Origin of the sequence: Actinoplanes hulinensis (assembly GCF_019429605.1) — a bacterium.
GTDB lineage: Bacteria > Actinomycetota > Actinomycetes > Mycobacteriales > Micromonosporaceae > Actinoplanes > Actinoplanes campanulatus.
Window position 1 is genome coordinate 110,389 of sequence record NZ_JAHXZI010000003.1, and the last position, 15,420, is coordinate 125,808.

The window sequence follows — 15,420 nt, forward strand, 5'->3', positions numbered from 1 at the left end:
GCGCGGCCCAGACGATGGCCGAGATCCCGCAGGAAGCTTCCCAGTCGCTCGACCTCATCAGTGGTCGGCAAGGCTATTGGCGAGCCGGCTGCAACACGCTCACCGACCTCATACAACATCGCGTAGAGGTCCTCTGCGGAACCCCCGGTCGAGCCGCAGCGTGATGTCGTCCGTCACGCGCCGAAGTTACTCTCATGCCGCTGACAACATGCAGCTCAGGGGGTGTTACCGGCGCGGCTCGTCGTCATCCGGCGACCAGTAGACCGTCGCGGACCACCACGAACCGTCCGCCGTCATCTCCTAGAAAACCGTCAGATCGAGGATGTCCATGGGGTGCGGCCATCCGGATCTGCCGCCGACCGTGCTGTCAGCGGCTGTATTCCATCGAAGATGATCTCGGAACTCCCGATGCCAGGTTCGCCGGTGGTCTGCGACTGGCCGGGACGGCCAGGCGTCGCTGGGGAGCACTACGGTGTGCGCCTGGCCATTCCCCAACCTGGCACGGACCTGCTTCCATCTCGACGGCGGGAATGCGAGGCGGTGGTGCAACAGCACCAGATCGAGCGTGCGACCGCCGACATGCTGGTCGGGAAGTTCCGCATGGCGCAGCGGCAGATAGACGATCGTATGCGGCGATCGGGCAGCCAGGCCCCAAGCCTGGGCGAACAACATCGCCGTTGCCTTGTCGAGGCAGAACTGAGCGCCGAGACGACCCTCATAGAGTCCGGCGAACTTCGGCGCCCTGGCAGGGCGGACGACGCGGTACTGGTCGCCGCCGAGTTGGACGGTACTGACCATCACCGGCCATTTGTTCCAGCCCACCCGTTGGCCCGCTCCGGTACCTCTCGAATATTCGTCGTCTCGGCATCCGCATTGTCGCCGACTCCAGCCTGAGTCGCCGACGAGTTTTCGACCTGAACCATGCGTCCGATGTACGTATGGCGACGCCTTGTTCTGCCGCCGAGGGGTGCGGGGCCGGGTGGCAACCAGTTGCGGGCTCAGGCCGTAGCGTCGGTGGCCAGGAGGCTGTACATGTACATGTCTCGGCGTTCGTGCCCTACGGGCTGCCAGCTGCGAAGGAGGCCCTCACGCCGAAAGTCGGCGCGCTCGGCCGTTTGCCAGGAGGCCTCGTTCCAGGGCTCGACGTAGAGTTCGAGGCGCGCGATGTCGGGAAGGGTGCGGGCCCATCGGGTCAAGGCGCGTAACGCAGCCGACGCGTAGCCATGTCCGCGATGCTGCGGTGCGAGCCAGTAGCCGATGCTGGCTCGGCCGTGTCGATAGTCGTGCAGCCACAGGCCAATCTGGCCAACAGCCTCGTCCCGGGCGGTTTCGGCTATCGCGAACGAGTACCCGATGCCCGAGGGAAGGCGTTCCTGCTGGCGCTTGATGAAGGCTAGGGCATCGGTCCGACGGCCGCTGTCCGGGACCGTGGTGATCAAGGGAATCAGCGGATCGGTGGCCGCCGACATGACGACCTCGGCATCCGTCTCCCGAAATGGGCGCAGCTGAATTGGCCCGAGGGGCAGGGTGGGTATTTCGGTGGGCAGCATGAGGGTTCATGATCCCGAAGGCGGCAACGTCGATCAACAGCATTGTGCTCAGATGGACTCGCCTCATCCGACATCCTCTACTGCCGCCGATCGGGCGTTGGCGCTAGCGGAGGCTTTGGGTAGGGCGGCTGGGATTCGGTCGCGCTGAGGAGAGCGCAGTTGATCAGGACGTTTGGTGGTGTTCCGGGTTTCGCTGGTCGAGGAACTTCACATAGCTCGCGGGGTACCAGCATTGGGAGTACGAGCCGTCCAAGATGCCGACTGTGCGTGCTTCCTCTGCGTCGAGAACGAGCCGCGTAGTGTTGCCCGGCGGTTCGCCGGCGCTCGCGAAAGATCCGGGCTCGGGCTCGTGCCAGTTGTAGTAGACCTCCGTCACAGCAGGCCACAACGCGCGTAAGTCATCTCGCCTCCCCACGATCGGCCAGGTCTCATTCGAGATCAGATCCTGGTCGATGTACTGCCCGTACGGCAGGGCCACAGGCTCAGCGGCAAGATGGTCGAGCGTCGGCCCGGCTACTCGGCCCACGAGGGCCCCCACGCTCAGCCCGAAAGTGCTGTCACTGTTGAGGGCAACGACGAGGTGGTAGTACTCACCCGAATCCGCGGGAATCGCGATGACGTCGCCCGGCTCGGCCCGCACGCGAATCCGTCGCCCACGCGCAGTGACACCGACGACATCGCGCGCTGCGGCGTCGGCGAATTGTGTATGGCCGGCACGAACCGCCGCCGCGATGCCCGCCGCCAGCACGCCGAGCGTGACCCGCTGGCCGGTGCCGGCGTACGCGGCGTCGGCCAGCGCCGCAAGAAGCCCGTTCGCCTCGACGTACACCGCGTCGTTGAGATCAGCGGCCCGGGAAACTCCGGGCCTACGGTAGCGGCGACCGCCTGCCAGCGTCGCCGCGAAACGAGGACGTTCGAACCGCCCGATCATCGCCTCGCCAGCCGGGACCGAGTCATCGAGGATGTCGAGGAACTCGCCCAGCGTCGGCGGACCTTCACCAAGTTCGTCCTCGAACTCATCGATCAGGTTGGCCAACGACGCCAAAGCAGCGGCCGGAACCCCGACAGGGTATGTCATTGCCTCAGTATCCCTTGCCGATCTTGCCGCAACGGCCTGCGGAACTTTACCCGAGCAGCAGAAACCTGGCCGGACCGTCCGAGGTTGCTACGTCGGGCCGCGATGGCCCGTTGATGTTCGATCGGGTCGAGCGGATTCTCCACAAGACCGCTGAACGGGATGTCGCCTTCAACCTGACCGATCGTTTCACGTACTCGCATGATGTGCCGACGGCCGGTCAACGCCCTCACGTAGCCGCGATCAGCGAGATGCTGAGCTGATCTGGGGCCTTGAGTCGGGTCAGGGGTCTGCCAGGCGGGTGGTGGTGGATGGCCTAGTCCCGGCCGACCAGGAGGATGAAGGTGCGGGCGAGCTCGAAACCATCGGTTCGCGGCCAATCCAGGGCCGCGAGCGCCGCACTGGACGCTTCGTGCCGCCGGCCATTGATCCGGATCTCGCATTCCGTGAAGTCTCCGCCCTGGCCCACCAGCATCCGGACACCGTTGAGGAACCGCCGGTCGAGGCCGGCCGTGATGACCGGCGCGAGTTCCGACCACGGCATCGTTTCGGCGAACCATTCCTGCTTTGCGTGGGAGCCGTCAACGGACCAGCCGGTCACGCCGCCAACGATCGCGTGCCAGCCAGCGAATCCACCCTCATCGCTGGAAGAGAAGTGGGTCGCTAACCGGCCTTTCTGCTCGATCATCTCCAGCACTGTCACGAGGCTGGTATCGATCCAGGCCTGGATCGCCTGGTGGGCCGCCTCGACCGGATCGTCGGCGAGGCCCACCGTGCAGTCGACGAGCTTCGGCACGTAGAACAGGTTCGCGTTCAGCAGGATTTCCAGGTCGAAGTGGCGGTGGTCGTCGCTGTGCGGGGGAAGAACACGGACGCCCAGGGATCCCGAGCGCAGCATCGGTGCGCGGCGGCGGCCGGGCCACCAGCGACTGCGGTCGGTCAGTCGCCACGTGCCACCCAGCTCGGCAAGCATCGGCGCGGCAATCTCCAGGACGCGTCGCGGCGAGAGGGCCTGCGACGCCTGCGGGTCGATCATGGTGGGTGAGGCTACCGCCATGATTCTCAACGACCCGCGGCGGTTGCCGCAGTGGCTGTCAGCCGGCGTTGTCTCGGTGTGAGTTCCCCCGCTTCGATCGGATCCTCAGCGGCGCGAGGCCTTCCTGCTCACACAACTACATAAAGAGGAGAAGGCAGTGACCGCCCATACGCTGCGTAACTGGGACCGGGACTTCGGGACTCTCCGATCGCAGAGAGGTCACCGGGCGGCGCACGCCGGCATGCCGCCTGGCTGTGCGGCAGGTCAGGCCGGGGACCGGCCGCATCACATCCTGTCGAGGGCGATCACGAGTTCGTTGGGAGCCTGCCCGCCGCTCAACGCCCAAGCCCAGCCGGGAAGGTCGACGAGTTCCACATCTTCTGGATCCTCCTCGGAGCGGCTCTCAGACTTGTTGATCTAGATTGCGGGCATGACAGCCGAGACACGGGAACGCATCATCACCCTCGCGGATGGACGGCAGGTGCCGGTGCTGGAGGGTGGCGACCCCGGTGGGCGGCCGGTGCTCTTTCACCACGGCACGCCCAGCTCACGACACCAGGCGACGCCGTTCAGCGATGCCGCACGCGACCATGGAATCCGCCTGATCTCCTTCAATCGGCCAGGCTACGGCCGCACATCGAACACCTCGCCGAGCCTCGCCTCGGTCGGCGTCGACACGATCGCGATCGCCGACGCCCTGGAAGTAACCAGGTTCGGCGCCGCCGGGCTCTCCGGCGGCGGACCCTACGCTCTTGCCACCGCCCTGGCCGCGCCCGAACGGGTCACCGCGGTAGCCATTGTCGGCGGCATCGGACCGTGGCGACTCGCCCTACCCGACGATCCCGACGACCACGAACGTGACCTGCTCGCGCTGGCCGACGCCGGCGACCTTGACGCCGCACTCGCCGGCTTCCGGTCCGACCTGGCCCCCGATATGGCACTGCTCGACATCGCCGACGACGATGCGATGGTCGACGCCTACTTCGGCGGCATCCCGGCAACCGAACTCACCTGGCTCACCCCCGAGGTCCGCCGCTGCTGGGCCGTCGACATGCGCGAGGCACTCAGCAACGCCGACGGGTACGCCCGGGACAACCTGGCCTGGGGCGGCCCCTGGGACATCGACGTCACCGCGGTGCGCTGTCCGGTTCACCTCTACTACGGCGACCGCGACAGCCTGGTTCCCGAAGCCAACGGCCGCTGGCTGGCCGCGCACCTTCCCAACCCCACCTTCGTGACCTCTCCGAACGCCGGCCACGGCACCACAACCTTCGCCCACTGGGACACCGTCTTCGCCGACCTACCCGCACCTGTTTGAGCTCGCTCGCGCGCCTGGCCCGCAGACACCGCCGAACAGCGCTTGAACGGCAGATCAAGGCCCGATGCGGTGGCGTCGTACCAAGTCGCGGCCAGAAACGGCGACAGCGGACGTCTTCCAGTTGCTGTGGTGCCCGGCGCTGCACGACGACGACTGCCGGCCGCTGCCGCTCGTGCGGTGGCGCGCGGAGGCCGCGATCGGCGAACTGCTCGATAATCCGGAGCCGCCGGACGACGAGGCCGTCGAGGACGATCACGTGCCGGTGGCCTGCGCGCCGAGTCCCGAGCGGGTCCGGGAACTGCCCGACGCCTGGGAACTCGATGACGGCCTGCGCGATCGGGTAGAGGCGTGGGCGCAGGAGCGCGGGTGGAGGTACTTCGCGCACCTCAGCGCCGCCGACGGCACCAAGGCGGGCGGCCGGCCGGAGTGGATCCAGGACCCGCAGTACCCGGTGTGTGACTGCGGCACCACGGGTACAGCTCGGTTCGCTCTGCGGCAAGCGGCCATCCGCATCTGCCGCTGGACATGCGCCCGGCTGAGTCTGCCGTCACTGACCGTAGCACCAATGCTGCCGCTGACAGGGTCATCGCATACCCTCGGCGTGTGTTCGAGGCTTCGCGGATCTGCCGCTGCATCATCTGTCACGACTACGGCGATCGCGATGACTACGATGCGGCCGACGATGGCGTGATCGGCAATGTCAACGAGTTCGGGTGGAGCGTCACTGGTGTTCCCGCGGATGAGCAGGGGCCGGGCTGGTCGTACACGATCGGCCGTTGGCACAGCCGCGGCGGGCCCGAACTGGCCATGTTCGGACTCGACCTTCGTGTCATGCAGTCTTGTCTGAACATCCTTGGCCAACGGGACGGCCTTGCCGACGGCCAGTCCCATGACGATGTCGTCAACGGTTACCCGGTGCGCCTGAGGACCGTCGAGCCGACCTGGTATCGGGCCTTCTTCGGCCAGGCCATCTGGTTCTACCGGCGCCCGCCCGTTCCGATTCTCGAAGTCGTCTGGCCGGACCGCGACGGTGCTTTCCCCTGGGACACGGGAAGCCTGGCCCAGCCACACCTCTGGCTCGCACCCGCCGCGCACGTGCAAGGTGTCTGGACCCAAGACGTCTGAACCGAGGTAGGCGTACGGGCTGGAGCCGATCGACTGGAACCGGTCGGCCCGTGCGGGCCTTACTTGCCGCGCTCGGTCGTCACCTCGCCCGAGGCCGGTCGGAGGGCCCGGGAAGACTCGACCTGATCCCAGGGCTCGTCCGGCAGCGCCGGCCCATCGACCCAGCCGGGAACCGAACGCTCCGCCGAAGCGACTCATCCGGTAAGGACGGTCAGCGAGAGAGCGGGTCACAGGATGAGATACGGCGTGCAGAGACGGCGGCCGCGGGGCTGGGCACATCCCGACCTCGGTGACGTCGACCTCGGCAGGGTGCTCGATGCCCTCGGCGACCCGGTGCGGCTGGAGGTCGTCCGGCAACTGGCGGCCGCCGGGGGAGTGGTGCGGGGCGCGTTCGATGTGCCGGTGACCGGTCAGACCCTCTCCCATCACCTGAGGACTCTCACCACCGCCGGTCTCGTACGGGTGAGCCAGGCCGGCCGGTTCCGGTGCTGCGAGCTGCGTACACGTGAGGTGGAGCAGCGCTTTCCCGGATTGCTGCCGGCGATCCTGGCCAATGCCGGCGGCGGTGCCGTACGAACGATGCCGCCGTGAGAGTGACGGTTTGGACACACCATGTGGGGCTGTGACTTTCCGATGCCGCCCATATATGGTGTTCCCCGCAGCTGGTTCGGTCGCGCCCGTCAGGGTGTGTCCGAGGCAACAGGGAACCCGGTGTGAAACCGGGACTGCCCCGCAGCGGTGAGTGGGAACGACCGCCGTCATGAAGCACTGGGCTCGTCAGAGCCTGGGAAGCGACGGCCAGTAGGCGGCTTTACCCCAAAGCCCACGAGTCCGAAGACCTGCCAGCGCGCCGTGCATCTCAGGTGATGCGCGGCGGTCGAAGGCCGCGTGGGACGGCCGACGCCATCAGCCGGGCCCTCACGGGCCGCGGCGGCGTCCTCCTGCGCACCCGAGACCTCGGCCGGCGTGATGAGGGGGACGAGACATGACAGCAGCTACGCAGGATCCGCCGGCTACCGGACATGTGGTGCCGGAGCAGCGCCGCCATGTGATGCAGGTGCGCAAGCGAAACGGCGATCTGGAGCCGGTCGACGTCAACAAGATCGTCAAGGCGGTCGAGTTGTGGGTCACCGATCTCGGCGAGGTCGACCCGCTGAGGGTGGCGACCAAGACCATCAGCGGCCTGTACGACGGAGCGACCACGGCTGAGCTCGACAAGCTGTCGATCCAGACGGCGGCCGAGCTGATCGGCGAGGAGCCGCAGTACTCGAAACTCGCCGCCCGGCTGCTCGCCGCGTACGTCGACAAGGAGGTCCGCGGCCAGGGTGTCGCCAGCTTCAGCCAGTCGATCCGCTACGCCCACGGCCTCGGCCTGATCGGCGACGAGACCGCGGCGTTCGTGGCCCGCAACGCGCGTAAACTCGACGACGCCGTGGACGTCGCCGGTGACCTGCGGTTCGAGTACTTCGGCCTGCGCACCGTCGCCGACCGCTACCTGCTGCGCCACCCACGGTCCCGCCTGGTCGTGGAGACCCCGCAGTACTGGCTGCTGCGCGTCGCCTGCGGGCTGTCCACAGACGCCCGTGAGGCGATCGGCTTCTACCGGCTGATGTCGAGTCTGGCCTATCTGCCCAGCTCACCCACGCTGTTCAACTCCGGAACCCGGCACACCCAGATGTCGTCGTGCTTCCTGGTCGACTCGCCGAAGGACGAACTGGACTCGATCTACGAGCGTTACCACCAGGTCGCGAAGCTGTCGAAGTACTCCGGCGGCATCGGTATCGCCTGGTCGCGCATCCGCGGCCGGGGCGCCCTGATCCGCGGCACGAATGGAAAGTCCAACGGCATCGTCCCGTTCCTGAAGACGCTCGACGCCGGGGTGGCGGCGGTCAATCAGGGCGGCCGCCGCAAAGGCGCCGCATGCGTCTATCTCGAGCCGTGGCACCCGGACATCGAGGAGTTCCTGGAACTGCGCGACAACACCGGCGAGGAGTCCCGCCGCACGCACAACCTGAACCTGGCGAACTGGATCCCGGACGAGTTCATGCGCCGTGTCGAGGCCGACGGCGAATGGTCGCTCATCGACCCGTCCGACGCCCCGTCACTGCCGGACCTGTTCGGTGACGAATTCACCGAGGCCTACCGGGCAGCGGAGAAGAAGGCTGTCAAAACCGTCAAAGCCCGCGATCTGTACGGCCGGATGATGCGCACCCTGGCGCAGACCGGCAACGGGTGGATGACGTTCAAGGACCGCTCGAACGCGCTGTCGAACCAGACGGGCGAGCCCGGCAACGTGATCCACCTGTCGAACCTGTGCACCGAGATCCTCGAGGTCAACAACGACGACGAGACGGCCGTCTGCAACCTCGGCTCGATCAACCTGGGTCAACACGTCAACGTTGACGGTGTTGACTGGGTCAAGTTGAGGGAGACGGTGCGGACCGCGGTCGTCTACCTGGATCGGGTCATCGACATCAACTACTACCCGTCGCAGCAGGCCGCGGCCTCGAACCCGCGGTGGCGGCCGGTCGGGCTCGGGCTGATGGGCCTGCAGGACGCGTTCTTCACCCTGCGACTGCCGTTCGACTCGGCCGAGGCCAAGGAACTGTCGACCCGGGTCCAGGAGGAGATCTTCCTGACCGCGCTGGAGGTGTCGGCCGACCTGGCTTCGACTTTCGGGCCGCACCCGTCCTATGCGCAGACCCGCGCGGCCAAGGGCGATCTGCACCACGAACTGTGGGGCGCCCAGGTCGCACAGGCCGACCGCTGGGCGGCGCTCAAGGAGAAGATCGCCGAGCACGGGCTCCGCAACTCGCTGCTGATCGCGATCGCGCCGACCGCGACGATCGCCTCCATCGCCGGTGCCTACGAGTGCATCGAGCCGCAGGTGTCCAACCTGTTCAAACGCGAGACCATGTCGGGTGAGTTCCTTCAGATCAACACCTATCTGGTACGGGAACTCAAGTCGCGTGGACTGTGGACCGCCGCCATCCGCGAGCAGATCAAGCGCGCCGAAGGCTCGGTGCAGGCGATCGCCGAACTGCCCGAGGACGTACGGGAACTGTTCCGCACCGCATGGGAACTGCCGCAGAAGGCGCTGATCGAACTCGCGGCGGCCCGGGCCCCGTTCATCGACCAGTCGCAGTCACTGAACCTGTTCATGGCCGCACCGACCATCAACAAGCTCTCCTCGATGTACCTGTACGCGTGGAAGGCCGGTCTCAAGACCAGCTACTACCTGCGCTCGCGCCCGGCGACCCGCATCCAGCAGGCCACCGTCGCGGTCGCGCCCGCTGTCACCGCCCCGGTCTCGCTCATCCCGGCGCTCACGCCGGCCGAGGCCTGTTCCCTGGAAAACCCCGAATCGTGTGAGGCCTGCCAGTAATGCTGCTCGACCCTGGAATGGACCTGACCCTGCGGCCGATGAAGTACCCGCACTTCTTCGACCGTTTCAAGGACGCCATCAAGAACACCTGGACCGTGGAGGAGGTCGACCTGCACTCCGACCTCGCCGACCTGGCCAAACTGTCACCCGCCGAACAGCACCTGGTGTCCCGGCTGGTCGCGTTCTTCGCCACCGGCGACACCATCGTCGCCAACAATCTGGTCCTCAATCTGTACCAGCACGTCAACTCGCCGGAGGGCCGCCTCTATCTGTCGCGGCAACTGTTCGAGGAGGCCGTACACGTCCAGTTCTATCTGAATCTCCTCGACACCTACGTGCCCGACGAGCAGGAACGGTTCGAGGCGTTCGCCGCGGTCGAGAACATCCCGTCGATCGCCCGTAAGGCCGAGTTCTGCTTCAAATGGATCGACTCGGTCTTCGATCTGCGGCAGTTGGAGACCAAGGAGCATCGGCGGGCCTTCCTGCTCAACGTCATCTGCTTCGCCGCCTGCATCGAGGGGCTGTTCTTCTACGGCGCCTTCGCGTACGTCTACTTCCTGCGCTCCCGCGGCGTGTTGCAGGGCCTCGCGTCCGGCACCAACTGGGTGTTCCGCGACGAGAGCATGCACATGGCGTTCGCCTTCGACGTCGTCGACCAGGTTCGGGCCGAGGAACCCGACCTGTTCGACGCCACGATGGAACAGCAGGTCCGCGACATGCTCGCCGAAGCCGTCGAGTGTGAGGTCCAGTTCGCGGCCGATCTGCTGGAGCAGGGCGTCTCCGGGATGTCGCTCGGGGACATGCGCGAATACCTCCAGCACGTCGCCGACCGGCGGCTCGCCGCACTCGGCATCGACCCGATGTACGGCAGCAGGAACCCGTTCGCGTTCATGGAATTGCAGGACGTTCAGGAGTTGTCCAACTTCTTCGAAAGGCGCGTTTCGGCGTACCAGGTCGGCGTGACCGGAACCGTCAGCTTCGACGACGACTTCTGACCGGCACCCGAAACGGCCGGGACCCTCGCGGTCCCGGCCGTTTCAGGCGCGGCTCACGTCCGGGTGAGTTCCCACCGGGACAACGGTCGCCGACGGAAGCGAGACGACGAAGGTCGACCCGTGCGCGGGCGAGTAGCGATAGCGGATGTCGCCGCCGTTGGCGCGAGCCAGTTCGCGGACGATGTACAGGCCCAGCCCGGTGCCGGCGACCTTCCCGGCGGTGTTCTCGGCGCGTGCGAAACGGTCGAACAGCCGGTCGCGGAACTCCGGTGGCACGCCCGGGCCCCGGTCGGCGACATCGATGGTCACGGGGCCGCCGTCGGAGCCGTGCACGTCGATCGCCTCGACCCCACCGCCGTACTTGTCCGCGTTGCTGATCAGGTTGGTGAGGATCTGGTCGAGGTGGCCGGGCTGGACTGCGGCGACGAGGTCGGGCGGGCAGGAGACGGTGACCGCGGTGGTGGCGGCGGCTCCGAGCGCGGCCTCGATGTGGTCGAATACCCGGACCGGGCGCGGGGTCGCGGTGAGCCGGCCGGCGTCGATGCTGACCAGGGCGAGTACCTCCTCGACGATGCCGGCCAGCCGCCGGGCGGCGCCCTGCTGTATGGCGAGCAGCCGCTCGGCCGACGGCGGCAGGGGATCGCCGGTCAGGACCAGATCGAGGCTGCCGAGGATCGTGGCCAGCGGATTGTTGATCTCGTGGCCGAGCATGCCGATCAGGTCGGCCTTGAGCTGGTTGGCGGCCTCCAGCTCGCGGTTGCGGTCGGCGATCTCCGCGGTGCGTGCCCGGACCTCGTTCTCCAGGGAGTCGTAGTGCAGAGCGTTGTCGAGGGAGACGGCCAGTTGCCCGGCGATCAGTTCGACGGTCTCCAGGCGGCCGGTGGAGAAGACACCGCGCTGCCTGTGGTTGGCCAGGACCAGGACGGCGTCTCTGGTGCTCTGGCAGGGCACCGGGATGACCAGCAGGCTGCAGGCCTCGAGACCGGTCAGATACGGATCCTGCGAGAACCGGTCGTCGCGGGTCGCGTCGGCGACCAGCAGCGGTCGGTGGGTGCGCTCGACGTAACGGACGGCGGACGTCGGCAGGCCGGTGGTGGAGGAGCCGGAGACGGTGTGGTCCCGTAGCGACAGATGCACGTCGGTGGCCCCGGTCATCGCGCGCAACACATCGATCACCTGCGTGGTCAGCCCGGCGAGGGTGGTCTCCGAGCTGAGCGCCCGCGACGCGCGCAGGATCGCCCTCAGGTCCAGGCGGTCGGCGCCGCTGCCCGGGCCGATGATCGCCGTGTTCCGCAGGAAGGGGTGCTCGGCCTCAAGGCGTGCGACCGGGCCGCCGGCGCCCCACGCCTGGTAGGCGTCGCGCGCCTCGGCCAGCAGCCGGCGCCCGGCGTGAGTCAGCCCTTGCTCCAGGTGCAGGCGGGCGGCCCGTTCGGCGAGCAGGGCGTGATGCCACGGGCGGCCCGTCACCTCGTTCAGGCCCTCGTCGAACAGCCGGATCGCGGCGCCGGCGTCGCCACCGGCCCGGGCGATCTCTGCGTCCACGAGCAGCAGCAGCGGCCGGAAGTTGCGGGGCGCGTCGGCGGCCCGGCGGGCCAGCCAGTCCCGAGCGTCCGCCGCCGCGGGGGAGGGATCACTGAGACAGCGGGTGACCCGGGCGAGCGCACCGGAGTAGAACCCACGGATCGCCTTGCAGTGCACCATCGCCGCGGCCGAGTGCTCCTCCAAGGCCGTGGTGTCGTCGCTCAGCAGCGCCGCCAGGGCCCGGTCAAGGTGATAGCCGGAGAGCAGGGCCGAATTTTCGCCGATCTCGTCCAGGTAGGCCGCCTCGTCGAAGTCCGCGCCGTCGAACGACCCCGGCCCGGCGGTTTGCCCACGCAACACCTGGATCAGCTGCCGGTGTCCGAGAGCCATCAGCCGGGCATACCGGTTGCCGGTCCGTTCCGCGAAGGCCAGCACCGCCGCGGTCTCCTCGGCGCAGGTCTGCAGCGAGTCCTCGGTCTCCAACAGCAGGACCAGCAACCGCGCCCAGTGCCACCCGCCGATTTGCACGTCGCCGGCCGCGAGGAGCTCGTCGCGAACCTGCCAGCAGCCCTCGACGACCTCCTCCAGCGGCTCGAACCAGGGCGTGGCCAGCAACAGGTGCTGGTAGGCGGCCACCGCCGCCGCGTGATAGCCGTGCTCGCGAGCGGCCCGCAGCGCGTGCCCGGTCAGCAGGTATCCGGTGCGGTGGTCGTCGAGCAGCCAACTCGTGACGCGTATGGCCCCGCCCAGGGTGCCGGTCAGCGGCGAGCACACCCCGTTGTGTTGCCACAGCACGTGTGTCCGCAGCACCAGCCAGGCGTGCAGGTCCGGGTCGATCATGTAGGTGGGCCCCTGCATCCGCTGCAGGATCCGGGCCACCGCGACGATCCGCGGATCGGTGGACTCCCTGGTCGGGTAGGCCGGTCCACGGTCGGCCACCCAGTCTCGGAGTTCGAGCACGGCGCGCCGGTTGTCCGCGACCAGGTCGGCCGGCGGGGTGATGCCGAACCGCCGCAGCGCGTCGAGCCCGAGAGCGATCGCTGCGTGGCACTCGTCGCGCACGGTCAGACTGTTGATCTGCACGGCGGTGGCGGTGGCCAGGAGGAGAGGGTCCGGGGAGTGAGCGGCGAGATCGTGGTAGATCCGGTCAGCCTCGGCGTGCCGGCCCAGGCAGTAGAGCACGGTGTGCCGGTCCACCGCGATCGCGTCCCGGTCTGCGGCGCTGCCGGCGGCGAGGACCCGGTCGGCGGTGGCCAGCAGTTCGTCGGCGGCCGGATAGTTGGTCATCCGCGCGGCGTGGCGGCCGGCCTGGTGCAGCAGAGCCGATGCGGTCCGGCGTTCGCCGTCGTCGCCGATGAGGCCGGTGACCGCGAGGTACTGCTCGGCGGCCTGCTGCCCGTAGTCGCCGTGTGCGGCCAGGCGGCGGGCCATCGCCAGCCGCGATCGATCCATCTCGTCGACCGGAACCAGATCTCGGGCTGCCTGCAGGACCAGGTCGTGGCAGAACTTGACGTTGCTGTCCGCGCTGATCAGGCCATCGGTGACGGCGGGAGCGAGGTGTGCCGGGAGGGAGACGGGCGGGGTCGCGGTGGCGGTGGCGAGCAGGTCCGGGGGGACGTTGCTGCCGAGACAGGTCAGCGCGACCAGTAGGCGCCGGGTCGTCGCCGGCTGTTGCCTCAGGCGGGCGGTGAGCAGTTGTGGAAGGTGGTGGCGGGTGACGAAGTTCCGTATCGGATCAGGTTCGAAGTCCCAGCCGCCTTCCGCCGGCGTCAGCAGGCCCTCTGCGCGAAGCCCGTTGATCAGTGCCACGGTGGCGTACGGATTCCCGGAAGTCGCCTCGCCGATCAGGTCGGCGAGCGACTCCGCGGCCGAGGGCTCCAGACGCAGCACCGCCCCGGTCAGCTCGGCCAGCCCGGCCCGGTCCAGCCCGGCCAGCCGCAACGGCGGCTCGGCGAGTCCGTCGCGCTCCCAGCGTGCGGTGAGGCCGGCGAGCGGACGGCCGGCGCCGGTCTCCTCATCCCGGTAGGCGCAGACGACCAGCAGCCCGGGGACCGGCCCAGCGGTCACCAGCCCGTCCAGCACCCGTAGCGATGCGCTGGTCGCCCACTGCAGGTCGTCGACCATCATGACCAGAGGGCGGTGCGCCGCCACGGTGCGCAGCAGCGTGACCGAAGTCCCGCTGACCCAGCTCGGCGGGGTGACCAGGTCCGGCGGCTCGGCCGCCTCCTGCCCGCCGAGAAGTATGTCCAGCTCGGGCACCGCGCCGGACCACACTTTGCCGACCCGATCCAATGCGGCGACCAGCCGTTCCCGGTGGTCCTCCAGTTCCGCCTCCGGCAGGGCGAGCAGGAGCCTGGCCAGGTTTCTGATCACCTGGACCGTGCCGCCGGCGTCGACACCGGTGCGGAACTGCTCGTACTTGCCGGCGAGAAACCAGCCGCCGCGAGCGGCGATCAACGGTCGCAGCGTCTGTATCAGGGCGCTCTTGCCGATTCCGGCCGGCCCACTGACCAGCACGGCACGGCCGTCGCCGGCCAGCGCGCGGTCAAGGGCCGTGGCCAGTCTGCCGATCTGCGGGTCCCGGCCGACCAGGATGGGCGGTGGCGGCAGGAACAGCGGGAAGTCCCGGTCGCCCGGCGTCCAGTCGCCGTCCGGGTCGGCCGTCCAGCGGGCGAGATCGTGGGCCAGGCCCTCGGCGCTCTGATAGCGCCGGTCCGGGTCCTTCTCCAGCAGCCGCATGATGATGTCGCCCAGCCGCGGTGGCAGGCCCGAGGCGGACGGGGTGCCGACGAGGGTGTCGCGCACCAGTTCCAGAGGGTCGTGGCCGGTGACCGGGGGAGTGCCGGTGGCGAGGGCGTAGAGGGTGGCGCCGAGGCCGTAGAGGTCGGCGCGGCGGTCGGTGCTCAGGCCGGTGCGGCCGGTCTGCTCGGGCGCCAGGAAGCCGAGAGTGCCGACCGGGCCCTCGTCCGGTTCCGGGGCGCCGGTGAGCGCGACGTCGAAGTCGATGAGCAGCGGGGGAGCGTCCGGGCGCAGCACGACGTTCGCCGGGGTGATGTCGCGGTGCAGGACGCCGGCCCGGTGGACGGCGGCGAGTGTGGTGGCCAGGGCGTGTGCGGTGCGGACCAGGTCGGGCAGGGGCATCGGCCCGGCCGGTGGAGGGGTGCCGCCGTCGTCCTGCAGGATCAGGGTCCGGCGCGGCTGGTGTGCGGCGAGGCGGGGGATGCCGGGCAGACCGGCAAGCTTTTCCAGTACGGCACGTTCGTGCTCGATGCGACGGATCGCGCCGGCCCCGGTGGCGTGTTTGCAGACCACGCTGGGACCGTCGGACGGGGTGTGGCGGGTCACCTGTGTCCGGTCGCTCAGGTACAGCAACTCCTCAGCCACGTATCGGATGATCCCACTTTTTGCATGATTT

General features: G+C 68.4%; 11 protein-coding genes and 1 riboswitch. Of the genes, 6 read left to right on the top strand and 5 right to left on the bottom strand.

Annotated features, from left to right (window positions below):
* Window positions 1-300 precede the first annotated feature (300 nt).
* The 3 genes from KZ829_RS06915 to KZ829_RS06925 all read right to left on the bottom strand — a co-directional run bounded on the left by KZ829_RS06915 (window position 301) and on the right by KZ829_RS06925 (window position 2,628).
* Entirely contained in the window at window positions 301-822 is a 522-nt protein-coding gene (locus KZ829_RS06915; protein ID WP_220143008.1) for a hypothetical protein, read from the bottom strand.
* Window positions 823-998: 176 nt separating this feature from the next.
* Window positions 999-1,550, bottom strand: a complete 552-nt coding sequence (locus tag KZ829_RS06920) for a GNAT family N-acetyltransferase (protein WP_220143009.1) — start codon at window positions 1,548-1,550, stop codon at window positions 999-1,001.
* Window positions 1,551-1,713: 163 nt separating this feature from the next.
* Window positions 1,714-2,628: an immunity 26/phosphotriesterase HocA family protein gene (locus tag KZ829_RS06925; protein WP_220143010.1), complete on the bottom strand. Its 915-nt coding sequence runs from the start codon at window positions 2,626-2,628 to the stop codon at window positions 1,714-1,716.
* Between KZ829_RS06925 and KZ829_RS06930 the strand changes: the two genes are divergently transcribed.
* Window positions 2,628-2,888 carry a hypothetical protein gene (locus tag KZ829_RS06930; RefSeq protein ID WP_220143011.1) on the top strand — a complete coding sequence of 87 codons (261 nt, stop codon included), beginning with the start codon at window positions 2,628-2,630 and terminating at the stop codon, window positions 2,886-2,888. The genes KZ829_RS06925 and KZ829_RS06930 overlap by 1 nt on opposite strands.
* 53 nt (window positions 2,889-2,941) lie before the next feature.
* Here KZ829_RS06930 and KZ829_RS06935 read toward each other — a convergent pair whose 3' ends face one another.
* Entirely contained in the window at window positions 2,942-3,661 is a 720-nt protein-coding gene (locus KZ829_RS06935; protein ID WP_220143012.1) for a DUF6348 family protein, read from the bottom strand.
* Window positions 3,662-4,091: 430 nt separating this feature from the next.
* Here KZ829_RS06935 and KZ829_RS06940 point away from each other — a divergent pair, with 430 nt between their 5' ends.
* The 5 genes from KZ829_RS06940 (at window position 4,092) to KZ829_RS06960 (ending at window position 10,484) form a co-directional block, all read left to right on the top strand.
* A complete protein-coding gene (locus KZ829_RS06940) occupies window positions 4,092-4,979 on the top strand; it encodes an alpha/beta fold hydrolase (protein WP_220143013.1) in 888 nt (295 codons plus the stop codon).
* 603 nt (window positions 4,980-5,582) lie between these two features.
* Complete coding sequence (locus KZ829_RS06945; protein WP_220143014.1) at window positions 5,583-6,104, top strand: DUF4262 domain-containing protein; 522 nt, start codon at window positions 5,583-5,585, stop codon at window positions 6,102-6,104.
* A 246-nt stretch (window positions 6,105-6,350) separates the two neighbouring features.
* Complete coding sequence (locus tag KZ829_RS06950) at window positions 6,351-6,695, top strand: ArsR/SmtB family transcription factor (protein WP_308285366.1); 345 nt, start codon at window positions 6,351-6,353, stop codon at window positions 6,693-6,695.
* 55 nt (window positions 6,696-6,750) lie between these two features.
* Window positions 6,751-6,965: riboswitch (cobalamin riboswitch) on the top strand.
* A 124-nt stretch (window positions 6,966-7,089) separates the two neighbouring features.
* Entirely contained in the window at window positions 7,090-9,489 is a 2,400-nt protein-coding gene (locus KZ829_RS06955; RefSeq protein WP_220143016.1) for a ribonucleoside-diphosphate reductase subunit alpha, read from the top strand.
* Window positions 9,489-10,484, top strand: a complete 996-nt coding sequence (locus tag KZ829_RS06960; protein WP_220143017.1) for a ribonucleotide-diphosphate reductase subunit beta — start codon at window positions 9,489-9,491, stop codon at window positions 10,482-10,484. The genes KZ829_RS06955 and KZ829_RS06960 overlap by 1 nt, the downstream gene beginning before the upstream one ends.
* Window positions 10,485-10,526: 42 nt before the next feature.
* Here the strand turns inward: KZ829_RS06960 and KZ829_RS06965 are convergent, their stop codons facing one another.
* Window positions 10,527-15,389 carry a GAF domain-containing sensor histidine kinase gene (locus tag KZ829_RS06965; protein WP_220143018.1) on the bottom strand — a complete coding sequence of 1,621 codons (4,863 nt, stop codon included), beginning with the start codon at window positions 15,387-15,389 and terminating at the stop codon, window positions 10,527-10,529.
* Window positions 15,390-15,420 lie beyond the last annotated feature (31 nt).